Raw genomic sequence first — 25,213 nt, 5'->3', positions numbered from 1 at the left:
AAATTGTGAAACTAGTTTTAATAAATTAAATTTATATAGAATATTAAAATAATAATTATAGTAAAATTTTGAATCAATTTAAAAATGATCAATATCTTATCAATATCAATTAAATTCTTGACCTAGTACTAATTTAGTGAGACATGTCACTTTAAATTAAATATAAAATTTATTTCAATAATAAGGAATTATCATGCTTAATAATATAGTAAAAATTTCATTATCTTTTTTACTTTCAGGAAATATTTATGCTAGTATAAAGCATATTAATGGAAGCTTCTTTGATGATAATGGGGTAAAAATATTTTATCCATGTACGGGTGGAGGAGAGCCTTTAATAATCTATGGAAGTGCAAGTTCAACAATTGACTTAATAAGTTCCAAAAATAAAATTAAACCTATTTATATTAAAGAAGGTTTTAAATCAGAAAATCTTGAAGTCTCATTTTCAGCACAAAGCGATGAAACATCAAGCCAATTTTTAGTAATAAAAAGTGAAAATCCAGCGACATCAGGCCAATATGTAAGGTTTAACTTAGCAAAGATCAATGGAGATAAATTTTATGTGAATACTACTAATATAGCTTCAGTAGCAACAGAAAATGATAGTAAAATTGTAACGAACTATAATATTAATGTAGATAATTCGCTTACTATTTCAAGAATTTTGCCAATTAAAATGTATTCATTTCAACAAGATATTGGTGTGAATGTATTTAGAAATTTGAGTAACTTAGAAGTTCAGCAATTTGTTTGGGATCAAACTTTGCCTTGGACAGATTATTCTCATCCTAACTTATCTTCTATAATAAAGTTAAATTTTAAAGCAAAAGCAACAAGTGAAATTTCAACTTTCAATGGCTATGGGTACTGGGTTTGTGGAAATTGAAAATTTTATTTATTTTCTTTTTTGTGTTTCTTAAATAAGGAAAGATATTGTCCATATCCTTCCTTTTCAAGATTTGCTACAGGAATAAATTTTAATGCTGCTGAATTAATACAGTATCTTTTTTTCGTTGGCCCCGGGCCGTCATCAAAAACATGACCTAAATGTGAATTTCCAATTTTTGATTTGACTTCAGTTCTTGTTTCATGAACTAAAGATTTATCTTCTTTAAATTGCAAAAATTTATTATCTATTGGTTTAGTAAAGCTAGGCCATCCCGTGCCTGAATCATATTTATCTAGAGAGCTAAATAAAGGCTCTCCTGTGACAACATCTACATAAATTCCATCTTCCTTGTTGTTCCAAAATTCATTTTTAAATGGAGCCTCTGTCCCATTATTTTGAGTTACTTCTTTTTGAATAGGTGAAAGTTCTTTTATTTTTTTGCTTTTATCGACATTTTCATATTTTGAATCTGTTTTATCCGCCATAGCATACCCAACCATTAAAAAGAAAGCTAAAAAAGAAAAAATTATTCTTCGATAATCTATCATTTTTTTAATTCCTATAGTTCATAATAATTTTTTATTATAGCATTATTATGTAAGAATTTAATATCAAAAAAATGACTTTTATGTATTTTTTATTAAAAGGAAAAAAATAAAATTTTTGGGCTATAAAAATTTTTTTAAAAAGATAAATAAAAATTATTTTTTAAATAACAATTTTAAATAGTAATATTCTTTTATATGTGATAATTAGAAAAGACAAGATTAAAAATTGAAATGGAGGCATAATGAACAAAGAAAAAAATAATGGCAATTCAAAAGTATATTTTGATTGTAATGCTACAGCTCCAATTTTAAAAGAAGCTTGTCAAGCTGCTCTTTGGTCAATGGAAAGAGTATATGCAAATCCCAGTAGCTCACATATAGCTGGCGCAGAAGCAAAATTAATTTTGGAAGAATCGCGAATTCAAGCAAGCAAATTGTTGAATGTTAAACCTACAGAAATTTATTTTACTAGTGGAGCAACAGAAGCAATTCAAATATCAGTACTTTCTGTTTTGAATTGGATAAAAGATCAAATAAAAGATGAACCTTCTTTTCTAAATAAAAAAATATTAATTTCAAAAACAGAACATAAAGCTGTATATAATTCAATAATACATTGGAAGAAAATATTAGGTGTAAATCTTGAGGTTGTTCAAATCGGTGTGAATAGTAAGGGGCATATAAGTCTAGATGAAATACAAGAGCATATAAATGATACTGTTTTTTTATGTACTATGGCAGTAAATAATGAAACTGGATTAATAACAAATTTAAAAGAGATTGAAAAAGTAATAAGAAGTTCTGCTAGTAAAGTATTTTGGTTAGTAGATTGTGTTCAAGCGCTTGGAAAAATTTCATTAAATTTTAATGACTTAAGTGTTGATTATGCCACTTTTAGTGGCCATAAGGTGCATGCTCCAAAAGGAATTGGATTTTTATATTTGAGAGAAAAAGCTCCACAATGTTCATTAATTGTTGGTGGTGGACAGGAAAGAGGGATTCGAGCAGGGACAGAAAACCATCCAGGTATTGCTGCTATTGGTGTTATTTTAGAGAAATTAAATAAAATAAAAGATGGATGTTTAGACGCAAATTTTAAAACTAATCAAGAATTATTTCACTTTAGAAGTTTACTATTAAATTCTTTAGTAGAAGCTTTTCCCGCAATAGAAATAAATACTGATTTAGAAAATTCTGTGGCCACAACTTTGAACTTTTCTGTATATGGATTTACTTCAAAAGAATTAATGCGAGTATTCGATGCTGCTGGAGTAAGTTTAAGCGGAGGTTCTGCTTGTAATTCGAAATCCCTTGACTACAGTCATGTTTTAGAAGCAATGAATTTACCTGAGTGGAGAAAAGCCTCAGCTATAAGACTTTCTTTTGGATTAACTACATCGCAAGAAGAAATTTTTCTTGGAATAAAAAATATTCAAGCTGCTGGAAAGGCATTAAAAAACTCATGTCTTAATTTAGCATGCAAAATAATTGATGATTCCATTGATAATAATTCCGAAGATTCTCTAATTCATGGCATAACTCAACTAGAATATGATTCTTCAAATACTTGGTTAATTTCTGATATAAATACAAGATTTTGTGTTATTATTGATCCAACATTTGAAAGTATTGACAGATTAATAAGTCTTATAAAATGTAAAAATTTAAATATTCAAGCAGTTTTAGATACCCATTCACATGCTGATCACGTTTCTGCAAGATCGTGTTTATTAGAAAAGCTTTTATTAAAAAATGATGCATGTGATGAATTAGGGTGGAACTCTGAATCGAATATTTTAAATTTTAATTCAAGTACTTGGGAAATTGAACGACTTGAAACACCTGGACATACTTTGGATAGTGTAAGTTATTTTTTAAAAAATAAATCTTCATTGGATGAAAAAATTGAATGTGTTTTTATAGGTGATACTGTTTTGATAGGAGGTTTAGGTAGAACTGATTTTAGTATTAGTGATAGTAAATTATTTTATGATACAATTAAAAATCTTGATAAAAAATTGCATGATAATACTATTCTTTGTCCTGCGCATGATTATAGCCAATCTATTGTAACAACATGGGGAACAGAAAAAAGAAATAATATTTTATTAAAGAAATTATTTGATCCATTGAATTGTATGAGTGAAAAAGAATTTTTTGCAGAAAAAAAACTGATAGATTCTCAATTACTTGAAACAAACTTGCAAGGAAAATTAGTTTGTGGAACAATTAGTAATTCTGTATTAACAGATAAAAGTTTACCAACAATATCAATTGAAGATTTAGATGCAAGTGTTTTTGAAATTATAGATATTAGAGAAAATGCAGAGTCAATTCTTTTTAAAAACTGGAATGTTTTAAATTTTATAAATCCGCCCAAAAATATTCCTCTCACTAAAATAGTAAATTTCTTTAATTACTTAATTAATGAAGAAAATAAAAATAAACCTATTGCTTTACTATGTTCTACAGGAAATCGTTCATTAGCAATTGCAAAAAGCTTGAGAAGAATTGGGATAAAAAATGTTTGGAGTATTAGTGGCGGATTAGCTTTATCGCAACTAAAATATGACAATTTATATAATTTTTAATAATACAGCGGATAAAGAAGTAATGAGGCATCTATGAATAATTTAGAAAATTTTTTAATAGAACCAGGTAAATTATGTATCTCAAATTTAAAGAATATTTATTTTGGGAAATATGAAAGTTATGTTCTTTGTAACGAAACAAAAAGAACTATGCAGCAATCAGTTGATAATGTAAAAAAATTGCTAAGTAATGAAAATGTTAAAAGCGTGTATGGTGTCAACACTGGATTTGGTAAATTAGCATCTACCAGAATAGAGTTACAAGATCTAACAACATTACAGCACAACTTAATAAAATCGCATTGTACTGGAGTTGGAGAATTTTTTGATGATTCATTTGTGAGATTAATTGCGATCCTAAAAGTTGCTAGTCTTGCGCGAGGATATTCTGGTATTCGATTCGAAGTTTTGAACTCACTTCTAACATTAATCAATAAAGAATACTATCCATGTATTCCAATTAAAGGTTCTGTTGGAGCTTCTGGCGATTTAGCTCCTTTAGCCCATTTGGTAGCACCGTTAATTGGAATAGGGACTGTTAGAAAAAATGGGAAAATAATTTCTGCAATTCAAGCATTAGATGAATGCAAACTTGATAAGCTAGAAATGCAACCATTAGAAGGACTATCATTACTAAATGGAACTCAAGTCTCAACTGCGATTGCATTAGTTTCTTTATTTAAATTACAAACAGTTATGTCAGCGTGTTTAGAAGCTAGTGCTTTTTCACTCATAGCCATTGAAGGCAACACTCAACCTTTTGATAAGAGGATTCACGAATTAAGAGGTCATCATGGGCAAATGCATGTTGCTGAAAAAATGCGAAATCTGCTTTTAGAAGGAATTGGAAATGATTATTTAAATAAATCGGGAAGAATACAGGACCCTTATTCATTTAGATGTCTTCCACAAGTATTAGGGGCTTGTTTTGAGCAAATTAGCTCGATTGAGAAAACCTTAGAAATAGAAGCAAATGCAGTTACAAATAATCCAATTTCACTTTTTGAGACAAATGAGTTTCTTTCTGGTGGAAATTTTCATGCAGAACCAGTTGCAATTGCAGCTGATATTTTAGCAATTATATCTACAGAAATTGCCTCACTATCTGAAAGAAGGATTTCTATTTTGTTGGATTCAAATTTAAGTGGACTCCCTCCTTTTTTAGTTAATAATAGTGGATTAAATTCAGGATTTATGATAGCTCAAGTAACTGCTGCGGCATTGGTTAGTGAAAATAAATCAAAATCATTTCCATGTTCAGTAGATAGTATTCCAACTTCTGCTAATCAGGAAGATCATGTAAGTATGGCAACTCATGCTGCATACAGACTTTTAGAAATGACTGAAAATACTGCTTATGTCGTAGCAATTGAGTTTTTAGCTGCATTACAAGCATGTGATTTAAGAAAAATTAAAGGTTTTTCTGGTAAACTTTTGCATGTTTATAAAGAGTTAAGAGCAAAGATTGAATTTTATGAAAATGATAGATTTTTTTCTGATGATATTAAAATTGCTAAAGAATACATTTTTGAAAATTACAGGTAAAATGTGAGTTTCTCTTCTCCTGCTAGAATATATACTATAAAAATCCCTTTTTTAAAAGATAATCCTTTTCGTAAAAATTGTGATATTGAATTTAATAAATTTATGTATAATATTATATATAAAAATAATTTTAATGAATATATTACTGATGATAATGTTATAAAATCTGAAAAATTTTTATTTTTTAATGATTCAATTAGATATTTAATGACAAGAGTTTTTATTAAAAAAATACTATCTAAGGAATTAAATTTAAGTCATGATTTAATTCAATTTTCTTATGGTAAATATAAAAAACCATTTTTAAATTTAAATAATTTTAAAAAAAATATCTATTTTAATGTATCTCATTCTAGAGAATATATAGCAATAGCAACGTCTTTTATTGGTGAAATTGGGATAGATATTGAATATAAAGATTTTTCAATTAATTTTGATTTAATGAAATCACAATTTTTTTCTGATTTTGAGGAAAAATATTTTAACCAGTTAGAAAAAGAAAATGACAAAGTAAACTACTTTTATCGAATTTGGTCATTGAAAGAAGCTATTTTAAAAGGAATTGGAGTTGGGCTTTTTTATTCACCAAATTTATTAAGCGTTTTGAGTAGTAATTCCTTGCAAACAAAAATAATAAATTTATCTGCTTGTGATCAAGAAGAGAATTTTTCTAGCTGGATTAACTACATAATAGATTTTAATGATTCATATGCCTTGGCCTTTTCTCACAAAGGTGAGCTGCAAAAATATGAAACAATTTATTTGGATTATTCAAATTAATCAACAAATTTACTATCTTTTTTAATATCATTAGGAATATTTATATTAAATTTTTTAACTTCCTGTTTACTAAAAAGATATACCCCTTCTTGCAAATAAATAGGGAAAAGTGAGCTTGGCAGAAGATTTGGACTAGCTAGAAGTTTTTCTGCTACTTCAGCTGCTGCTTTTCCTTGAGTATATCCAGTCAAAACTAGGCCTCCTAGTGCTTTATTTTTGCCCACTGCAAAATCCCAAAATGCAAACAATGGTAGTTTTGAGTTTTGAGAGGTCCAAGTAATAGTTTTTTCAGCATCCACATTTTTGCCTTTTTCATCAGTGATACTTTGATAAAGACCTGTGATAATTGCATCATATTTTTTTGGTGCATCGATAACATGTTTTTGCCATTCATTAAAAGTTTTATTTAAAAATATATCATAATTTATTCCACTAAAAACAACAGAAGGTTTACTTGAGAAAAAATCTTCATGAACTATTTCAGATGTTCTATCGCTATCAAACATAATGAGAACATTTTTTGCATTTGGAATAATTTCTTTTATGAATAGGGCAGATCTTCGCATTAAAGGTCTTTCTAAAATTCCAGTAAAATATTTAGGGTCATTTTCAAAATATACTCTGGGATTATTGTTGATTCCTAAATATACGGAACGAATTTTATTACTTTCTAGATGTGGTCCGACAAATTTTAGTGCAGCATCATCGCCAAGTATAACTAAAACTGGTTTTATTTGTTGAATTAATTCCCAAGCTTTTAGTCCCATTTTTTCATGGTCTGATTTTGGAATTCTTTTAGTATCCATTTCAAAAAAAGTGAGCTTATATTTTTTCCCAAGCCTTTCTGATAAAGCTTTGGAGTAATCAGCATCCCACTTGAAACTTTTACTGTAGCTTTCGATAATAACAATATCTTTGGAAGACGAAAAAGCATTTATAAAAGTAATAATACCAAACAAAGCTATACAGAATTTAATAAAGATATTTTTCATGTAAAACTCCAATTTAAATTAATATAATTTTATGTTTTTAAATTGATCTTTTACAAGAAAATTAGACTTGCCAAAATTTTGGCTTATATACATTCTGAAATTATTTTATATGGATCTCAAAATTTTTGAAATCTTTTTCTTCTACGAAATATTTGGGTTTCAAATTTGAAATAACGAGTTCTAAATCATTTTTTAAACCAACACACCAAACAAACGCTTGTGTATCTTTACTTACCACTCCAGTTTGCTTTATTATAACTTTTTTTACAGAAATAAATTCATGCAAATGTTTTTCAAAGTGTTTAGCTGTTCCTAATGCAGAAGCACCATAATAATCCCAAATACAAGCAAGCATAATACTTTCTCCCAAATATTATCCTATATATTCTGCGCCATTCATATATTTTTGCAGAGCTTTGGGAATTTTTATTCTACCATCAGGGGTTTGATGATTTTCAATTAGAGGGATAAGAACTCTTGGAGTTGCCACAGCTGTATTATTTAAAGTAAAACAAAACTGAGTTTTGCCATTAGAGTCTTTTGTTCTAATTTTCAAACGCCTTGCTTGAAAATCATAAAAACTTGAGCAACTATGTGTTTCGCCATAATTATTGCGACTTGGCATCCAGGTTTCTACATCATTTTTTTTCACCTGGCCTTGTCCTAAATCTCCAGTACAAACTTGCACAACTCTATAAGGTAGCTCAAGTAACTGAAGAAGGTCTTCAGCATTTTTTAACAATTCGGCATGCAATTTATCACTTTTTTCTATATTTGGTTCACAAATGATCACCTGTTCGATTTTTTGAAACTGATGAACTCGATAAAGACCTTTTGTGTCTTTCCCTGCCGCTCCGGCTTCCCTTCTAAAACAGGTAGACCAAGCGCAATATTTTACTGGTAGACTTGGTTCATCCAAAATTTCATTCTGATGATAACTTGCTAAGGGGACTTCAGAAGTACCAACAAGCCACATATCATCTTTTTCTACAAAATAAGCTTGATCAGCACCTCCAGGAAGATAACCCGTTCCTTCCATAGCAGAGGTTCTTACAAGTACTGGGACTGATAATTGTTTGTATCCTCTAGATTTTAATAAATCTAATGCTAATGAATGAACCGCTCTTTCAAGCTCAGCTCCTGCACCAAGTAAAAAATAACTTCTACTTCCAGCTATATTTGCCCCCCGTTCAAAATCAATAATTCCTAGAGATTTTCCAAGTTCGATATGGTCTTTTATTTGAAATGAAAACTGAGGAATGCTACCTACTTTTCTAATTTCAACGTTATCAACATCTGAAGCGCCTAGTGGGGTATCTGAAGAAGGAATACTTGGAATAGTTAGCAAAAGCTTTTCAAAATCAGCTTCTATTTCTCTTAAATTCTTCTCAGCTTCTTCCAGCAAAGGACTCATTTTTCTCATTTCAGCTACTAGAGCTTCTCTTTCTTCTTTGCTTTTTGCCTTTTTAACAGCATCTGATCCGGTATTTCTTTTACTTCTTAATTCTTCAGTTTCTTTAATTAATTGAAGCCTTTTCTCATATAACTCTTTGAAATAGTTTGGATTAAAATCAAAGCGTTTATTTTTTGCTGCAATAGCGATCTCTTCTAAATTGTCTCTAATAAATTTTGGATCAAGCATAATAAGCCTTTCTTGTAGTAAAGCCTTTACGCTGCTCATTCTTATAAAGAGGTAAAGACTTTTCAAGTGCCAAATGCTTATATTCAAAATTTTTATTGTTGACCACTGCTTTTCGGTGTTTAAACTCTTAACGATCACAGTTTAGATCGTGAAAGATAATCTAGATGAGGGAATAAAATATGTTAAAACACAATAAAATAAGTTACACGGCTGAAGAAGTTCAATCTGGAGAAACAACTTCTGATTCTCATAAAAATGACCAAAATGACCAAAATGACCAAAATGAAGAAAATGCTTCAGAAGTATTAGGTGAAGAAGCAGAAAAAATCGCAGCTTTGGAAGCTGAATGTGCATCTACTCAGGCTAAACTAGCTGAAACTCATGATAGAATGCTTCGCATTGCAGCTGATTTCGAAAATACAAGAAAACGTATGGAGAAAGAAAAGCAAGATACTAGGCTTTATGCAATCCAAGAATTTGCAAAAGATCTCCTTCCTGTCATTGACGCCTTTGATAAGGCAATGTCTGCCATTGAAAATTCTCAAATAAACTTTGAAACTGAAGAAGGGAAAAAGGTAGCAGGAATAGTAGAGGGCGTTCAGCTTGTTTCAAAAGTATTTCAAGATACAGTTAAAAAGCATGGAATTGAAAAATTGCCAGGTAAAAATGCTCCGTTTAACCCTGCATATCATAACGCAATCGCAAAAGTGGTAGACTCAACATATGCTCAGGAAACTGTGATTGATGAATTTATGGCTGGCTATAAAATTGGTGATAGAATCTTACGTACGGCAATGGTCAGAGTTGGTGCTCCTGACTAGTAATGCATTTTTTGTTTCTTTTTTGCTTTTCCCAATTTTTGTTTTTGCTCAAGTCTCATCTTTTGAAAAAGCTGAGACTTTTTTTTATAATAAAGATTTTCAACAAGCTACTTTGTTTTATAAAAATGTTATTTCAAATGATTATTCGCCTAGAAAAGAAATAGCACTTTCAAAATGTAGAATGGCATTAATAAATAATAATAATTCTAATATAGATTTAAATTTAAAATATTTGGAAGAAGCATTATCTGAAGATCTTCTTCCTTCTGCTATGAATTCAGTTTGTTCATATGCTCTACTGCAATTATATTATATTAAAAGTGATTTTAAAAATGCTTTAGTCTTGATAAAAAAAATTGGTATACCAAGTTTACAACCACAATATTTAGCAAAATATTTAGCAATATCTTCAGAAATATCAAGAATTTCATTAAATAAAGAACAGGAAAAAAAATTCTTGAACCAATTACAAGTATTAATGAAAAAAAATAATTTTCAAGAAATAAATATTTTAAATAATTCAAATAGAAGTATTAAAATAGAAGATATTGAATCTAGACTATCTGTTTTAAATTTTGATAGTAATATTGAAGATGAATTTCAAAGTAGTTTTATTGAAAATGTTTTGCTTGCTAAAATAAAAGATGGAGATTTACCTGTTGCTCTTGAATTATTAGAGAAAAATATTATAGCAAATAAAGATAGTTTATTAGTAAATTTTGGATTAAATATATCAAATGATAAAATTAGAACTAGGATAATAAAATTAATTAGCGATGATCCATTAGAAATGAGAGTAGGGATAATTTTACCATTAAGTAAAAATAGGCAAGAAAGTAATCAAAATATTTTACGCTCTGTTTCAAGTTTCTTAGCATCTCCAGCTGTAATTGGGGTAAAATATAATATCTTTATAACTGAAGCAAATCTTGATGAAGGAAGTCTATCTGAAGCGGCTGAAAAATTAATTTTTAATGATTTAGTTCATTCAATAATAGTTCCAGATGGTTTTAAAAATAAAAATGATTTAAATTATTTAGCAAATATTTTTTCAATACCAGTTATATATACTGAAAAAAACTTATCATTTTCATCTAGTAATAGTAATTTTAATAGTATAAAATTTATTTCACAAACTGGTAAGTTTAGGGACTATTTTGAAGATATAATAAAACCAAAAGATAGTGATTTTAATTTAGAAGAAAAAATCTTTGATGCTTTAATAATTTTAAGAAATATTCATTATCTTGCTAATACCTCGCAGAATTTTGAACTAGATAAAATAATTCATTCTGGGCATTGGAAAGTGGAAGGTATTTCAACATATGAAGGAAAGGTAAATTGATAAGTTAATCAGTACAAGAAAAATAATATTTTTCGAAGTTAACATTATTTCTGCAGTTTCCGCCAAATGCATTTTTTAAATTATACTTTAGCAAGAAAGCTTTATTTTTTAGATTAAGAATAACCAATTTGGGTAAATAATTTTCATTAAATACATTAAATTCAAGATTTTTTAAATTTGTATTATGCATTAGTAACTCAGTTAAGTTTTTTAAATTATAAAATGCTAAATGATCTAATTTTACTATTGGGTTATTATTAAGATTTAGATGTACAATAGTATCGGAATAGTAAAATGCATAGCTTGGTAAATAGTTTATCTTATTAAATGAAAGGTCTATTTTATTTAGGTTTGGATTACGATAAAAAAAATTACTATTTACTTCATTTATTTCATTATGAGAAAGATCTAACTTAACTAGCGAATTTAAGTCATGTAAATTTTTTACTTTAATTATTTTATTTCTTGATAGATTAAGATACTTTAGATTTAGCATAGAAGGATTTATAAAAGATAGATCATTAATTTTATTATTACTTAAATTTATCTCAACAATATTTATTAAATCATCAAAAGTTTTTTCATTTATTGTTTCAATATTCGAATTTAAAATACTTAACTTTTTTAAATTATTTAAATTTTTTAAAGAAAGATTAGATAAAACTAGATTTTTATTATTTTTTATTTCAATCTCTTCAATATTATTTAAGTTATTAAAAGAATTTTTTTCAATATACTGTATACCATTATTATCAAAAGATAATTTTTTTAGCTTAAGATTTTTGAAGCTATCTTCTTTTAATGAGTGTATATATGTATCAATAAATGAAATACTTTCTAAATTAATAAGAGTATATAAGAGGTTTAAATCATCATTTTTAAAATTTCTAAAATCTAAAGATCCTCTAAAAATAGTTAATTTTTTAATATCTGATTTTTGAGTGAAGTTTTCAAGAAATTTAAAATTTACTTTAGAAAACTGTTGGTTATTTATAAATAACTCTTTAGAAAATTTGTTGTAGCTATATAATGGATTGTGTTCAGATTTTATATCACAATTTTTTTTATAAAGAATTTCATAATTTTTTAAAGAGTAAAGATTACATAAAAATTGAAATTTTCTATCCTTACTATACTCCTTGTAAAATAATTCAGGATTGTATTCAAGTCTAATGTCTTTAATGTTTTTTAGTCCATGGAAAGCAAAATCTTCAATAACAGATATTTTATTTCCAACTAAGTTAATAGTTTCTATATTTTCTAGTTTGCTAAAATACTCATTTTTTATAATTGGAAGAATATTGCTTGAATAAACTATCTCTTTTATATATTTTCCATCAGGAAATAAAAAAGCATTTTTATTTAATTGATCAATTCTAAAACCCTCTATAATTATTTTTTCAGCATTTGGGAAAATACTTGTGTTATATATAGAACTTAAATCTAAGAATTCAGTATAAACTATAGAATTAGGGGAAGGTTTTAAATGTATAATTTTTGCACTTTTATTCTCTATTTCTGAAATTAAAATAGCAGTCCTATGTGAAGATAATTGATAGGTAGAATTTTTTGCAATTTCTATCCAACGATTAAAAGGATAATTAAACTGAATTTTAAAAAAATATTGATTATTTTCATTGCTTACTGAAAATTTACAAGTTAATACGCCAGATAATTTTTTAGGGTAATTTATTAATTTAAAATTTCTATCATTCTCTATAAATTTAATTTTTTTACAAGATTCTTCTTCTATATATGAATTATTATCGTTTTTGATGTTTTTAATATTAAATTCTTTAAGATTGCTATTAGTTGAATTTAAAATTGAAGGGGTGATTAAAAATTCTGAATAATCTGCAATATTATCTGATATACCAGCGTTATTTTCAGATTTATTTGGAATAAAAAGTGTTTCCTCATTGTTTAAATTTAATAAGTATACTAGTCCATTGTTTGGAAGAAATAATTCTTTATAATCGCTATTTATTTTTAATCTCTCCGTTGCTTGTAATTGATTAGTAATTAAAAACAAAAGAAAAATTGCTAATATTTTTTTATAACTAATTTTATTCATGAAAAATCCTTTTTTCGATTGTAGTTAAGTAATATTTAATAAATATCATAAAAAACTACAGTTAATTAGGATATTTTTTTATCAGTAATTAAATTTTTATTCTATATTATTTTAAAGAATTTTGATTTTTTATATTTTAGGAAAATAATTTAAGGTATTTTTCGTTCCATCTTAAAGAATCTTTAATTGCATCTTCAATACTTAATGAAGTTTTCCAATTTAATAATTCATTAGCTTTATCACAACTAGCAAATGCGCCTGCAACATCTCCAGGTCTTGGCAATGTTTCTATTGTGTTTATCTTTGCTTGATAAACATTTTCAAATGCTTTTAATAACTCTTTAACTGTTACACCTTTTCCAGAGCCAATATTAATTACCTGAAAGTTATTCTTTGATTGAGAAAATATTTTAGAGAAATTTTCTACCGCTCTAACATGTGCTAGTGCTAAATCCCATACATGAATGTAATCTCTTATTCCACTCCCATCGCGTGTTGGCCAATTCGTTCCTGTTATTTGAAAAACCTGATTTCTACCTGTGGCTGTTTCTATTAGCTTGGCTAAAACATGGCTAGGATTTTTAATGTGCATTCCGGATCTTAAATTTGGGTCTGCTCCAATTGGATTAAAATATCTTAAAGAAATTGCTTTAAAATCTGGATAGGCATGGCTAAAATCATTTAAAATTATCTCCATCATATATTTAGTTTTTGCATATGGACTTAAAGGATTTAGTGGGGAATTTTCTTCTGCTTTAAATCCACTCACTGTGTCATAGATAGAAGCAGAACTACTAAAAACAATATTATTGCATTTTAAGTCGCTTAATATTTTAAATAATTCATTCGATTTTCCTACATTTTCTTTATAATATTCATAAGGATTTTTTACACTTTCAGGTACAATAATTAATGCCGCACAGTGAATAGTATGGCTTATTTCTGGATGTTCAGAAAATATTTTTTTGAGAGTTGATTTATCAGTAATATCAGCGTGATAAAAGACTCTATTTGTGACAAACTCTTTTTTACCAGTGACTAGTGAATCCAAGATAATTGGAGTGTGTCCATGATCTTCAAGAGCTGAGCAAATGGTGCTCCCAATGTACCCAGCTCCACCAGTAACAAGTACCTTCATAAGGGGCTCGCTTTCAAATGGTTAAAATATTTATAACTAATTGAAAATATAGAAAATATTTACTGATAAAGAAAACATCTTCATATTCAATAATTTGTCGCAATCTTTCAGATTCTGTTATATGTGAAAATATCTGAAAAAAGAGTAACTTTACTCTTTTTAGCATATATAGGGGTTCTTTTTATGTTTCAAGACTATCTTTTTTTTGGAGTTGATACAAAAGTTCATTACAGTTACAGAATGCTGCACTTGAGCCACTTAGTTGAAGAAGCCAAACAATTACATAATCTCAATACAAATAGAGCTCTTCTATTATCAGATGCCCTGTTAGGAAGTGTTCTTTTATCCTCTATTTTGGATTATGAAGAACGAGTTAATTTACGTTTTCATTGCAATAGTGATTTTACTATTGGTACGGAAACATCTTATCAGGCAGAAACAAGAGGGTATATAGAATGTAATGAAAATTCTGAGGTTGTTAAGCAATTAGACCTTGGAAATAATATCATTCCAGAATACCAAGTGCGATCTATGCGTTCTCAAAGAAAAAAACCAAATTTATTTGAAGGTCTAACCGTTTCAAAATCAGATTCTATCGAAAAAGCTTTAAATGAACATTTGGCAACAAGTTATCAAATGAATACTTATCTTAAAATAAGTAGTTGGATTTCTCCTGAAAATGGGAAAATAAATGCTTTTGGGGTTATCTACCAAGAATTGCCTGATATTCCTGAAGAAGTATCAATCAAATTAAAAAATCATATTGATTCTTTACCATCTATGAAAGAATTATTTTTGATAGATAGTGATGCTGATATTCTATCTAAAAAACTAATACCCGATGCAACAAAAGCAGTAAAAAGTATTAATCCAAAGTTTGTATGTTCATGCTCTCAAGAAAGAGTAGAAAATGTAATAGTTACTTTACCACTGAATGAACTTTCTGATATTTTAAATAAAGCAGAAGATTTAGAAATGAAATGTCATTATTGCAATAAAAATTACATTGTTTCTATGCAAACTATATCACAAATATATGCAAGTCGTAATCAGGTAAATTCTACTAATTCTAATGAAATGAATTAATATGGAAATATTAAGTTACCAAAATTCGTTAGAGGAAGTGAGCTTTTTATCTAGATATAAGCGTTTTTTTGTTGATGTAAAAGATTCTGATGGTAATTTAAAGACCGTTCATTGTGCTAATAGTGGGAGTATGAAGAGTTGCTTAATAGAAAACTCTAAAGCCTATATCTTAGACTCAAAAAATTCAGAAAGAAAACTTCAATATTCTTTAGAGCTCCTATACTTAGAAGACGGATTTGCATGTTTGAATACATCTAGAGCTAATCATTTTATCAATGAATTATTTTCTAAAATAATAGCAAATGAAAAAAACGAAGATATTGTGAAAGCAGGATTTCCATATGATTTATTTTGCCAATGGGATAATTTTAAAAAAGAAGTAAAATTTAATTCTAAAACAAGATTTGATTTTTGTTTATCGGCAATGGAACAAAAAAGAAAATGTTGGATAGAAGTTAAAAGTGTAAGTCTTAAATTATCTGAAGATACTTGGGCCTTTCCAGACGCTGTAACCGAAAGAGGACAAAAACATTTGCAAGAATTAATGTTGGCAAAAAGTAATGGTGACGATTCTTGGTTATTTTTTGTTTTAATGCGCGGATCTTTAATAGAACCTGTCATATTGAAAAATGGTTTTCGGATTGCACATGAAATCGATCCTAAATATTCTAAATTATTAACTCATGCAAAAAAAATTGGTGTAAAAATAGCTTTAATTATTCCAGGTATATCGCCTTCAGGATTTTCATTAAGAAAGTTCTATCTTTTAGATTAAAGGATATTAATGATTTCTTCTTTGAATAAAAATTCTTTATATGCAATATTGTTATTATTTTGTTTGGGTTTTACGTGGGGTACTAGTTTCTCCATAGCAAAATTTGCTATGGAAAGTGGGATTACCCCCTTGGGTTATTCATTCTGGCAAAGTTTGGGTCCTGCTATCATTGTTTTGATTTTTGCATTGATACAAAATAGAAAACTTCCTCCTTTAAATTCAAAACATATCGTATTTTATTTTATTTGTGGTTTACTTGGAATTGCATTACCAAATTTAACTATGTATTTCTCTGCTTCACACGTTCCTTCTGGTATCCTTGGATTAATAGTAAATACTTCACCTATAATTACTTATATTTTGTCTTTGCTTTTTTTAATTGAAAAATTTTCTTGGCAAAGATCCAGTGGTATTTTACTTGGTTTTTTAGGAATTTTCATTCTTTTTTTTCCTAAACTATCAAATTATTCTGAATATAAGTGGATGCTATTTTCTTTATTTACTCCTTTTTTTCTAGCTTCTTGTACTATATATATGGTTAAATATCGTCCTAGTAAAACATCATCTATAGAATTATCATCAGGGATGTTATTTGCTTCAACCTTACTTATATTGCCTCTAGTTATATTTTCTAATGCATTTCATCCAATAAGTTTTCCTTTGAACACACCTGATCTTTTTATCATTATAGAAATAATTTTATCTAGTATTGGATATATATTATTCTTTGAATTATTGCGAATAGCAGGGCCAGTCTTTTATAGCCTGGTTGGTTGTATAGTTGCATTAGCTGGACTATTTTGGGGATATATTATATTTAATGAAAATATAAAACCTATTGAGTGGCTCTCTGTTTTATTAATATTATCAGCAATCATTCTAGTTACAAAAAAGAAGATAAATGATCAAAGCTAATCAGTTTTTATATTGTAGTTATTGTAAATTTTTTTAATTGTACAATCTGTTCTCATTTTATTTAAAATAAAATTCAATTTGTCTTTATATTCTAATTTAGCAGATTTTTTCGACATAGCATAAAATATTTCTTCAATTTCTTCATGTTTGTAATTTGCTATTTCATATTCATTAAAATTAATTTTTTTAAAATACTTTTTTAGAGAAAGTAAATCTCTTATAGCCATTACTTTAAATCTTTTATTAGCAAACATTAAACTCATATTTTCATCATCTTTATAATATAATTTTTCAATTTTTTCATTATTATTAAAATTTTCGAAGTAAAAAGTTCCCCTTTTTACAGCAATTTGATATTTTAACAAATCTTCATACTTTGAAATTAGATTTTTATTTCCTTTTGGGACAATGAAATTTACAATCTTTTTATATGATAAAATTGGCCCTAAAAAATAAACGAAATTTTTTCTTTCCGTAGTTAAAGACAGTCTAGGGCAAAGATCTACTTTCCCATTTTCTAGATCAATTAAAGTTCTTGTAAAAGGAGCTTCTATTAGTTCAATTTTTACATCAATAGATTTTCCTGCTTCCTTAATAATATCAATTAATGGACCAGTTATAGTATTATTCTCAATAGATATTTCAGGATAACGATCTCTAACATGCATTGTAAGTGTAGCACTAGAAGCAAATACTGAATTATTATATATTATGGTGAAAAATATAAATAAATAAATAGAAAAGATAAATTTCATATTTCAATCTTTATCAAATAATTATTCTTCTAAAATATAATCTTGATTATATAGCAAATATATTTTTATAAAGTCATACTTTTGTCGTCTATTAATTTTTATTTATGCAAATTTTAAATATTAATTTAAATAAGAATAAACTATCGCTAAAAAAACTTAATAGCGATAGTTTTCTGGTTTATATGGACCATCAATAGAGATATTTAGATATTCAGCTTGCTTATTTGATAATCGAGTAAGATTTGCCCCTAATTTTTCTAAATGTAAACGAGCGACTTCCTCATCAAGTTTTTTTGGAAGAGTATAGACACCTACTTTATAATTGCTAGTATTTTGCCACAATTCTAATTGAGCTAATACCTGGTTAGTAAAACTATTACTCATTACAAAAGCTGGATGACCTGTTGCGCAACCTAAATTTGCTAATCGTCCTTCGGCTAAAAGTATGATTTCATGTCCATCTGGAAATCGATATTTATCAACTTGAGGCTTAATATTTATATGTTGAATTCCTTTGTATGCTTTAAGTCCAGCTACATCAATTTCAATATCAAAATGTCCAATATTGAGAACTAAAGCTTGATCACGCATTTGAGCCATATGATTTGCTGTAATAATGTCACAACAGCCTGTTGCAGTTACAAAAATATGAACATCTTTTATAACATCTTCTATTCGAACTACTTGATAACCTTCCATAGCTGCTTGAAGAGCATTTATAGGATCAACTTCAGTAATCAATACGCGGGCACCGTGTGAGCGCATCGAATGTGCACTGCCTTTTCCAACATCACCATATCCTGCAACTAAAACGGTTTTACCAGCTATCATAATATCTGTTGCACGTTTTATACCGTCTGGAAGAGATTCTCTACAACCATATAAGTTGTCAAATTTACTTTTCGTGACGCTATCATTTACATTAATAGCTGGAATTTTTAGTTCACCTTTTTGAGCCATTAGATAAAGATGATGAACTCCAGTTGTTGTTTCTTCTGAAACACCCTTAATGTCTTTTAATAAATGTGGAAATCTTTTATGGACAAGGCTTGTTAAATCGCCACCATCATCTAATAAAAGATTTGGACCTTGGTTATTTGCAAATTTTAAAGTTTGTTCTATACACCAAATATATTCTTCTTCAGTTTCACCCTTCCAAGCAAATACAGGAATACCTTTTGCTGCTATTGCGGCAGCAGCCGCATCAACAGTTGAAAATATATTGCAACTAGACCAACGAACTTCAGCTCCTAATAGTGTTAAAGTTTCTATTAAAACTGCTGTTTCAACAGTCATATGCAAACTTCCGGCAATTCTAGCGCCTTTTAAAGGCTTAGATTGTGAATATCTTTCTCTGAGTGTCATTAAACCAGGCATTTCTTTTTCTGCTAGTTCTATTTGTTTTCTACCTAAATCTGCAAGAGAAATATCTTTAATTTTATAATCCATTTTTTAACTCCAGATAATGAGAAAGTCTAAGAATTTTTAATTTAAGTATAAAAATTAAGAACAATTTATACTCAATAATATTATACTACGGAAAGGTTTTGCTTAAGGCAACTATTCTAGATTTTTTCTCCAAGTTGAAATAATATCTATTACATTATTTGGTAATATAGTATTCATGCAATCACAGCTTTGAGTTACTAAACAAGGATTTTGACAATATTCATTATTGTTACTATTTTTACCAACAATAAAATTTGCATTAATACCAACTGGTGCCCATCGTTTTGGTGCCATAGACTTTATTGGTGGATATAAGCCAATTGTTTTTTTACCAAGAGCTGAAGCAATGTGCAATGGACCTGTACTATTTGCAATAAGACCATCACATAAGTTAACAAAAGAAATAAATTCTGTTAAATCAAATTTTCCAGCAATACTTTTACTAGCATTACAATATGGCATGATTTCGTTTTCAATAAATGCTTGCTCTTCTTTACTACCAGAAAAAAATATTTGATATTCTTTACCAGACAATGAGTTTGCTAAATCTATAAAATTTTTTTTTGCCCACTCTCTGGCACTTCCTTTTGATTTAGGATGTAAAATTAGATTAAATTTAGACGAATCAATTAAATTTACAGCACTGCTTTTTAGTACTTTAAATTTAGATAAACCATAGTATTTAGGCAGATCAGTAAGGGTAAATTTTTTATAAATATTTATTGAAGATAACAAAACTGTGTTTAGTTGGGATTCATGAAGTTCAGAGTTTTTTCTTGTTAAGTTAACTTTTTTATTACAATAAATCCAATGAAAAATTCTTCTATTAGTGCCAATTCTATTTCTAACTTTAGCAGTATAAGCCGCTTTAGCGATCTCTCTATTTGGAAATACATGTAAAATTGTATCAATATTATTTTCTTTGAATTCAGATACTAAATTCTTTGTATCATTAAATAAGTCCCAGTTTAAAAATTGATCAATATGTTTACAGGCTGAAATAATTGGTTCAGTATATTTTTTTCCAAGAAAAAAAATTTTTACATCTGGGAAATATTCTTTTATTATTCCTGCCAAAGGCAATGTAAGAACAACATCGCCTATATTGTCTGTTCTACTGATTACAACATTTTTAATAAGCTTAGTTTCATCCATGAACCATCCTAATTCAGATTTTTTTTATCATATAAATCAACATATTTATATTTTCTCATAAAAAAATAGTTAGAGTATTTAATAAAATTTGAAAATGCAGCGCCAATGCAAATTATTAATCCAATTCTTCCATCTAAAAATCCTTTTTTTAAAAAATAAAATCTAAAAAAAGTCCATATTGGTTGCAATATTATTTGAGGTAAAAATGCAATTTTTTTCTTCCGCATAATTTCTTTTGCGCCAGCTAAACCATATCTGTTCATTTTATCAAAATATTGGTAAAGAGATGTATATGAATAATGCAAAAGATCTGTCTTAAAATGCTCTACCGTATATCCAGGTTTAGGAATAACTCCTTCATGAAGAATATTTTGACTTAGATAAGCTCTTCTTTTATGAAAAAAACGAATTACTCTTCCAGGATACCAGCCAGAATGTTTAACCCAATGGCCTAAAAAAAATGTTTTTCTAGGAAAATCAATCGCTGCAGTTTCATGAAATGTCCCAGAATGTATTCTAGTGATCCACTCATTAGCTAGTGATTCAGGAACTTCTTCGTCAGCATCAATCCATAAAATCCAATCATGGCTGGCATGATCAATTCCAATTTGTTTATTTTCTACAAAACCAAACCACTGAGTAGAAATTACCGTTACATTACTAAATGAATTAGCAATATCGACAGTTTTATCAGTACTTCCTGAATCAACAATAATAATTTCTTCTACAAACTTTAATGAATTAATGCATCGAGCAATATTTTTTTCTTCATTTAAAGTAATGATCACTGCAGTTAATTTTTCAATTTCTGGAACAAAATTAGCAATATCGTAAATATTCATAAAAATTTCTTTGCTTAAACTATTCCCACTCAATTGTTGCCGGTGGTTTTGTACTTATATCATAAACAACTCTGTTAATACCTTTTACTTCATTAATAATTCTAGATGAAACATGGGCGAGGAAATCATAAGGTAATTTACTCCAGTCTGCTGTCATCCCATCTGTAGCACTAACGCATCTAATGGCTGCAACATTTTCATATGTTCGTCCATCACCCATTACGCCAACTGAATTTACAGGTAATAATACAACGAAAGCTTGCCAAGTAGAATGATATAAATCGTTCTTTTTTAGTTCTTGAATAAAGATGGCATCGGCTTCTCTTAAAATATTCAATTTTTCTTTTGTCACTTCACCCAGTACTCTTATACCTAAGCCAGGTCCTGGAAAAGGATGTCTTTGTAGCATGTCATTTGGTATTTTTAATTCTGCACCTAATCTTCTAACTTCGTCTTTGAAAAGTTCTCGTAAAGGCTCAATTAATTTAAATTTCATTTTTTCAGGTAAACCACCTACATTGTGGTGTGTTTTTATTGTAACACTTGTCCCATGCAATGAAATGGATTCTATGACATCGGGATACAAAGTTCCTTGAACTAAAAATTTAGCATTTGGAATATCTTTAGTTTCAGATTCAAAAACATCTATAAAAGTATTTCCTATTATTTTACGCTTAGTTTCTGGATCTGATACTCCAGCTAATCTTGTTAAGAATAAATCTGATGCATCAACTCCTTTTACATTTAAATTTAAATCTTTTTGGAATCTCTCTAAAACTTCTTCGTATTCATTTTTTCTTAAAAGACCATTATTTATAAATAAACACAATAATCTATTTCCAACAGCTTTTTGTGTTAAAACTGCCGCAACGCAAGAATCAACACCACCGCTTAAAGCGCATATAACTTGAGTATCTGAACCTTCTTCATCAACTTTTTCACGAATGAGTTCAACGGCTCTTTCAATTTGTAAATTACTATTCCATACTTTTTTATCACCACAAATTTCTTCAACAAAATATTTAATGATTTCTTTTCCATATTTTGAATGTTCTACCTCAGGATGAAATTGAACACCAAATATGGGTAAATTTTTATGATGAAATGAGGAAACAACATTATTTCTCGTTTTAGAATCTATTTCAAGTTTGTTTGAAAGTTTTGTTATTTCATCACCATGACTCATCCAAACAATATTTTCTTCTATATTTTTAACAGAAAATAGAGGATTATTCTTCTCAATATTTCCTGAAATTAATATTTTTTCAAAGCCATATTCTCTATTTTTAGCTGGTGATACAATCCCACCTAGCATGAAATTAATTAATTGAAGTCCATAGCAAATTCCTAAAATTGGCACACCAATTTTTTCAATATCTAAATTAATTTTAGGAGAGTTTTCTTCATAAACGCTATGAGGGCCCCCGGAAAAAATGATTCCAGACAATAAATTTTGTTTTTGTAATTCAGCAATTCTTGCTTCCGCTTTGCTAAAGGGAACGATCTCAGAATAAACTGATATTTCTCTAATTCTTCTTGCAACTAGTTGAGTAAATTGTGAGCCGAAATCAACGACGAGTATCATATTTATTCCTTTATTTACTATTTTATTTAATTTTTAAATTAACTTCTGCTCAAACTATAATTTGGTGCTTCTTCTGTAATATTTACGTCGTGAACATGGCTTTCACGAAGACCAGCTGCAGTAATTTTTACAAATTGAGCTTTTTGGTGGAGTTCATCAAGATTTTTTGCCCCTACGTAACCCATTCCCGCTCTAACACCACCAACTAATTGATGAAGTACTTCATTCAAGGAACCTTTGTATGGTACTTGACCTTCAATGCCCTCTGGTACAAGTTTGTTATTATCACTTTGGGTGCCTTGAAAATATCGGTCTTTTGAGCCTTGCTTCATTGCTCCTAAAGAACCCATACCTCTATATTTTTTATAAACCTTACCTTGAAAGCTTATTCTTTCTCCTGGTGCTTCTTCAGTTCCGGCTAAAAGACCACCAAGCATTACTGTATGAGCGCCTGCTGCAAGTGCTTTCACAATATCTCCGCTAAATTTAATTCCACCATCAGCGATTATTTTTACGTTTGTTCCTTGTAGTGCTTCTGAAACATTCATAATAGCGCTTATTTGTGGCACACCAATTCCTGCAACGATTCGTGTTGTACAAATAGAACCAGGTCCTATTCCAACTTTAACACAATCAGCTCCAGCATCTGCTAATGCTTTTGCAGCATCTCCAGTTGCGATATTTCCTGCAACTATTGAAAATTTCGATCCATACTGTTTTCTTACATTTGCTACAGTTGAAATAACACCTTTACTATGACCGTGAGCTGTATCTATGACTAAGACATCAATTCCTGCTTCGACTAAAATTGGAATTCTTTGTTCCAAATCAAAAGGAGTAACACCTACTGCTGCACCCACCAACAGTCTCCCTGAAGAGTCTTTGCTCGCCATTGGGTATCTGATAGCGTTTTCAATATCTCTGCGTGTAATTAAACCCACTAATTTATCGTGTTCATCTACAACTGGAAGTTTTTTAATTCTATGCTTTTGAAGAAGTGATTTTACACTTTCAAATAAATTTTGGTCAAAAGGTGCATCTTTACTTTTTTTAGTCATAACTATAAGTTTTGAACGTTCTGTCATGATATCTTTTACATATTTTGTTTCATCAGTTTCAAAGCGTAGATCTCTTCCAGTAACAATTCCCAAAAGTCTTTCACTTTCAACTACAGGAAGACCTGAGATTTTTCTTTGTTGCATAATCAGTTTAGCTTTTTGAATAGTATCAAAGGGAGAAATTGTTATAGGATTTGCTACTACTCCACTTTCTGATCTTTTAACAAGTCGTACTTCTTCGGCTTGAGCATCTGGTGTTAAATTTTTATGAATAATTCCCAGACCACCTAATCTTGCCATGCATGAAGCCAGTTCGTGTTCTGTAACTGTATCCATGGCAGCTGAAATAATTGGGCTTTGAAGTTTTATAGTACTTGAAATATAGCTACTTACATTTGCTTCATGAGGCAAAGTTTCTGAATAACTTGGTAGCAGCAGGACATCATCAAAAGTTAAGGCGTCATAGACTACCTTTTTGCTAAATAGAGATTTATCTTTATTAAATTCAATGGTCATCTTGTTTACTCCATTATTCTTGACTTATAGTCGCTAATCAAAACTAGTGACGATGCTTTATCAAAATAAATTTTGTATATCTAGTAAATAAAAAAATCTGGTCAAAATTGTTTAAAAATTGTTCTATTTATTTAAAGAAGATTGTGATGATAAAATTTCTATTAGGAAAATAGAATACATATAGAAATATAAAATTTTTGAAAATTGATTAAAAATATAGCACCAATATTTTCTAATCTACTAAAACTCAATCAAATCTCAAATAAATAAAAAAATGTTAGAGTGGATAAATTACAAAGAAGTATTTTCTAATAATTTCAATAGTTTAATAAAGGTAAAAAAATTATTAAAATTTTTTTTAAGAAAGATTTGACAACTCAAACTGGGTTGTGTAGCTAGATGTTCTCGCCGCTAAAAAGCTCTGACTCGAAAGAGGAAGAGAAAAGGCGAAAGTTATTTGACAAGAGAAGAGAGCAGAAACAGAGTGCGGGAGCGTTGTGTTTCGTATCGAAAGAGACGAGGCACAAGGTTCCTTCATAAAAGAAAGAACCGTCAAGGTAGAGTAAAACTACCATAAAAAGTAAAAGCGAGCTCCGTAAGGAGTAAGAAATAAGAGCTAAGAGTTTGATCCTGGCTCAGAACGAACGCTGGCGGCGTGCCTAACACATGCAAGTCGAACGGGTGTAGCAATACATTAGTGGCGCACGGG

General features: G+C 28.8%; 21 protein-coding genes and 1 rRNA gene. 10 read left to right on the top strand and 12 right to left on the bottom strand.

What is annotated here, in order from left to right:
- Positions 1 to 193 precede the first annotated feature (193 nt).
- Positions 194 to 889, top strand: coding sequence for a hypothetical protein (locus GOY08_RS09120; RefSeq protein ID WP_158998601.1), 696 nt, complete (start codon positions 194 to 196; stop codon positions 887 to 889).
- 5 nt (positions 890 to 894) lie between these two features.
- Here the strand turns inward: GOY08_RS09120 and msrB are convergent, their stop codons facing one another.
- Positions 895 to 1,392, bottom strand: coding sequence for a peptide-methionine (R)-S-oxide reductase MsrB (gene msrB, locus GOY08_RS09115; protein ID WP_158999062.1), 498 nt, complete (start codon positions 1,390 to 1,392; stop codon positions 895 to 897).
- A 290-nt stretch (positions 1,393 to 1,682) separates the two neighbouring features.
- On the opposite strand from msrB, the gene GOY08_RS09110 reads away from it, so the two are divergent.
- Genes GOY08_RS09110 through GOY08_RS09100 form a run of 3 tightly spaced genes read left to right on the top strand, consistent with a single transcriptional unit; the run spans position 1,683 to position 6,356 of the window.
- A complete protein-coding gene (locus GOY08_RS09110; protein WP_158998600.1) occupies positions 1,683 to 4,031 on the top strand; it encodes an aminotransferase class V-fold PLP-dependent enzyme in 2,349 nt (782 codons plus the stop codon).
- Positions 4,032 to 4,064: 33 nt separating this feature from the next.
- Positions 4,065 to 5,576 carry a histidine ammonia-lyase gene (gene hutH, locus GOY08_RS09105; RefSeq protein WP_158998599.1) on the top strand — a complete coding sequence of 504 codons (1,512 nt, stop codon included), beginning with the start codon at positions 4,065 to 4,067 and terminating at the stop codon, positions 5,574 to 5,576.
- 3 nt (positions 5,577 to 5,579) lie between these two features.
- The gene (locus tag GOY08_RS09100) at positions 5,580 to 6,356 is read left to right on the top strand and encodes a 4'-phosphopantetheinyl transferase family protein (RefSeq protein ID WP_158998598.1); all 777 of its coding nucleotides are present in this window, start codon (positions 5,580 to 5,582) and stop codon (positions 6,354 to 6,356) included.
- Here GOY08_RS09100 and GOY08_RS09095 read toward each other — a convergent pair.
- The 3 genes from GOY08_RS09095 to serS form a co-directional block, all read right to left on the bottom strand.
- Positions 6,353 to 7,348 (bottom strand): ABC transporter substrate-binding protein, encoded by a 996-nt coding sequence (locus GOY08_RS09095; protein WP_158998597.1) that lies wholly within the window; start codon positions 7,346 to 7,348, stop codon positions 6,353 to 6,355. The genes GOY08_RS09100 and GOY08_RS09095 overlap by 4 nt on opposite strands.
- Positions 7,349 to 7,448: 100 nt before the next feature.
- A complete protein-coding gene (locus tag GOY08_RS09090; RefSeq protein ID WP_158998596.1) occupies positions 7,449 to 7,703 on the bottom strand; it encodes a hypothetical protein in 255 nt (84 codons plus the stop codon).
- 18 nt (positions 7,704 to 7,721) lie between these two features.
- Positions 7,722 to 8,990 (bottom strand): serine--tRNA ligase, encoded by a 1,269-nt coding sequence (serS, locus tag GOY08_RS09085; RefSeq protein WP_158998595.1) that lies wholly within the window; start codon positions 8,988 to 8,990, stop codon positions 7,722 to 7,724.
- 179 nt (positions 8,991 to 9,169) lie between these two features.
- Here serS and GOY08_RS09080 point away from each other — a divergent pair, with 179 nt between their 5' ends.
- Positions 9,170 to 9,811, top strand: a complete 642-nt coding sequence (locus GOY08_RS09080; protein ID WP_158998594.1) for a nucleotide exchange factor GrpE — start codon at positions 9,170 to 9,172, stop codon at positions 9,809 to 9,811.
- A complete protein-coding gene (locus GOY08_RS09075; RefSeq protein WP_158998593.1) occupies positions 9,735 to 11,156 on the top strand; it encodes a hypothetical protein in 1,422 nt (473 codons plus the stop codon). Before GOY08_RS09080 ends, GOY08_RS09075 begins: the two co-directional genes overlap by 77 nt.
- 4 nt (positions 11,157 to 11,160) lie before the next feature.
- On the opposite strand, the gene GOY08_RS09070 is transcribed toward GOY08_RS09075, so the two are convergent.
- Positions 11,161 to 13,230, bottom strand: coding sequence for a leucine-rich repeat protein (locus GOY08_RS09070; RefSeq protein ID WP_158998592.1), 2,070 nt, complete (start codon positions 13,228 to 13,230; stop codon positions 11,161 to 11,163).
- 136 nt (positions 13,231 to 13,366) lie between these two features.
- Entirely contained in the window at positions 13,367 to 14,368 is a 1,002-nt protein-coding gene (gene galE, locus GOY08_RS09065; RefSeq protein ID WP_158998591.1) for a UDP-glucose 4-epimerase GalE, read from the bottom strand.
- 183 nt (positions 14,369 to 14,551) lie between these two features.
- Between galE and GOY08_RS09060 the strand changes: the two genes are divergently transcribed.
- Genes GOY08_RS09060 through GOY08_RS09050 form a run of 3 tightly spaced genes read left to right on the top strand, consistent with a single transcriptional unit; the run spans position 14,552 to position 17,144 of the window.
- Positions 14,552 to 15,454, top strand: a complete 903-nt coding sequence (locus tag GOY08_RS09060; RefSeq protein ID WP_158998590.1) for an Hsp33 family molecular chaperone HslO — start codon at positions 14,552 to 14,554, stop codon at positions 15,452 to 15,454.
- Between the two features lies 1 nt (position 15,455).
- On the top strand, positions 15,456 to 16,229 hold the full coding sequence (gene sfsA, locus GOY08_RS09055; protein ID WP_158998589.1) for a DNA/RNA nuclease SfsA: 774 nt from the start codon (positions 15,456 to 15,458) through the stop codon (positions 16,227 to 16,229).
- A 9-nt stretch (positions 16,230 to 16,238) separates the two neighbouring features.
- Entirely contained in the window at positions 16,239 to 17,144 is a 906-nt protein-coding gene (locus GOY08_RS09050; RefSeq protein WP_158998588.1) for a DMT family transporter, read from the top strand.
- Here the strand turns inward: GOY08_RS09050 and GOY08_RS09045 are convergent.
- From GOY08_RS09045 to guaB, 6 genes are all read right to left on the bottom strand, one after another.
- Positions 17,141 to 17,899 (bottom strand): substrate-binding periplasmic protein, encoded by a 759-nt coding sequence (locus GOY08_RS09045; protein WP_158998587.1) that lies wholly within the window; start codon positions 17,897 to 17,899, stop codon positions 17,141 to 17,143. The genes GOY08_RS09050 and GOY08_RS09045 overlap by 4 nt on opposite strands.
- A gap of 156 nt (positions 17,900 to 18,055) precedes the next feature.
- Positions 18,056 to 19,348 (bottom strand): adenosylhomocysteinase, encoded by a 1,293-nt coding sequence (gene ahcY, locus GOY08_RS09040; protein WP_158998586.1) that lies wholly within the window; start codon positions 19,346 to 19,348, stop codon positions 18,056 to 18,058.
- Between the two features lie 111 nt (positions 19,349 to 19,459).
- Entirely contained in the window at positions 19,460 to 20,503 is a 1,044-nt protein-coding gene (locus tag GOY08_RS09035; protein WP_158998585.1) for a glycosyltransferase family 9 protein, read from the bottom strand.
- An 8-nt stretch (positions 20,504 to 20,511) separates the two neighbouring features.
- On the bottom strand, positions 20,512 to 21,345 hold the full coding sequence (locus GOY08_RS09030; protein ID WP_158998584.1) for a glycosyltransferase family 2 protein: 834 nt from the start codon (positions 21,343 to 21,345) through the stop codon (positions 20,512 to 20,514).
- A gap of 19 nt (positions 21,346 to 21,364) precedes the next feature.
- Complete coding sequence (guaA, locus tag GOY08_RS09025) at positions 21,365 to 22,930, bottom strand: glutamine-hydrolyzing GMP synthase (protein ID WP_158998583.1); 1,566 nt, start codon at positions 22,928 to 22,930, stop codon at positions 21,365 to 21,367.
- A gap of 38 nt (positions 22,931 to 22,968) precedes the next feature.
- Entirely contained in the window at positions 22,969 to 24,504 is a 1,536-nt protein-coding gene (gene guaB / locus GOY08_RS09020; RefSeq protein ID WP_158998582.1) for an IMP dehydrogenase, read from the bottom strand.
- A gap of 612 nt (positions 24,505 to 25,116) precedes the next feature.
- Here guaB and GOY08_RS09015 point away from each other — a divergent pair.
- Positions 25,117 to 25,213 (top strand): 16S ribosomal RNA (locus GOY08_RS09015); the annotation flags it as partial.

It is taken from the genome of Pigmentibacter ruber, from assembly GCF_009792895.1.
GTDB classification, from domain to species: domain Bacteria; phylum Bdellovibrionota_B; class Oligoflexia; order Silvanigrellales; family Silvanigrellaceae; genus Silvanigrella; species Silvanigrella rubra.
Note: the sequence above shows the minus strand (reverse complement) of the source record. Positions and strands in the feature narration are given on the sequence as shown.

Excerpts from the sequence above, each read along its gene's own strand:
- GOY08_RS09075 (WP_158998593.1), top strand. The coding sequence starts at position 9,735 with ATGAATTTATGGCTGGCTATAAAATTGGTGATAGAATCTTACGTACGG.
- guaA (WP_158998583.1), bottom strand. The coding sequence starts at position 22,930 with ATGATACTCGTCGTTGATTTCGGCTCACAATTTACTCAACTAGTTGCA.
- GOY08_RS09120 (WP_158998601.1), top strand. The coding sequence starts at position 194 with ATGCTTAATAATATAGTAAAAATTTCATTATCTTTTTTACTTTCAGGA.
- GOY08_RS09035 (WP_158998585.1), bottom strand. The coding sequence starts at position 20,503 with ATGGATGAAACTAAGCTTATTAAAAATGTTGTAATCAGTAGAACAGAC.
- GOY08_RS09060 (WP_158998590.1), top strand. The coding sequence starts at position 14,552 with ATGTTTCAAGACTATCTTTTTTTTGGAGTTGATACAAAAGTTCATTAC.
- GOY08_RS09110 (WP_158998600.1), top strand. The coding sequence starts at position 1,683 with ATGAACAAAGAAAAAAATAATGGCAATTCAAAAGTATATTTTGATTGT.
- guaB (WP_158998582.1), bottom strand. The coding sequence starts at position 24,504 with ATGACCATTGAATTTAATAAAGATAAATCTCTATTTAGCAAAAAGGTA.
- GOY08_RS09045 (WP_158998587.1), bottom strand. The coding sequence starts at position 17,899 with ATGAAATTTATCTTTTCTATTTATTTATTTATATTTTTCACCATAATA.
- GOY08_RS09080 (WP_158998594.1), top strand. The coding sequence starts at position 9,170 with ATGTTAAAACACAATAAAATAAGTTACACGGCTGAAGAAGTTCAATCT.
- GOY08_RS09090 (WP_158998596.1), bottom strand. The coding sequence starts at position 7,703 with ATGCTTGCTTGTATTTGGGATTATTATGGTGCTTCTGCATTAGGAACA.
- GOY08_RS09030 (WP_158998584.1), bottom strand. The coding sequence starts at position 21,345 with ATGAATATTTACGATATTGCTAATTTTGTTCCAGAAATTGAAAAATTA.
- serS (WP_158998595.1), bottom strand. The coding sequence starts at position 8,990 with ATGCTTGATCCAAAATTTATTAGAGACAATTTAGAAGAGATCGCTATT.
- ahcY (WP_158998586.1), bottom strand. The coding sequence starts at position 19,348 with ATGGATTATAAAATTAAAGATATTTCTCTTGCAGATTTAGGTAGAAAA.
- GOY08_RS09050 (WP_158998588.1), top strand. The coding sequence starts at position 16,239 with ATGATTTCTTCTTTGAATAAAAATTCTTTATATGCAATATTGTTATTA.
- galE (WP_158998591.1), bottom strand. The coding sequence starts at position 14,368 with ATGAAGGTACTTGTTACTGGTGGAGCTGGGTACATTGGGAGCACCATT.
- msrB (WP_158999062.1), bottom strand. The coding sequence starts at position 1,392 with ATGGTTGGGTATGCTATGGCGGATAAAACAGATTCAAAATATGAAAAT.
- sfsA (WP_158998589.1), top strand. The coding sequence starts at position 15,456 with ATGGAAATATTAAGTTACCAAAATTCGTTAGAGGAAGTGAGCTTTTTA.
- GOY08_RS09095 (WP_158998597.1), bottom strand. The coding sequence starts at position 7,348 with ATGAAAAATATCTTTATTAAATTCTGTATAGCTTTGTTTGGTATTATT.
- hutH (WP_158998599.1), top strand. The coding sequence starts at position 4,065 with ATGAATAATTTAGAAAATTTTTTAATAGAACCAGGTAAATTATGTATC.
- GOY08_RS09070 (WP_158998592.1), bottom strand. The coding sequence starts at position 13,230 with ATGAATAAAATTAGTTATAAAAAAATATTAGCAATTTTTCTTTTGTTT.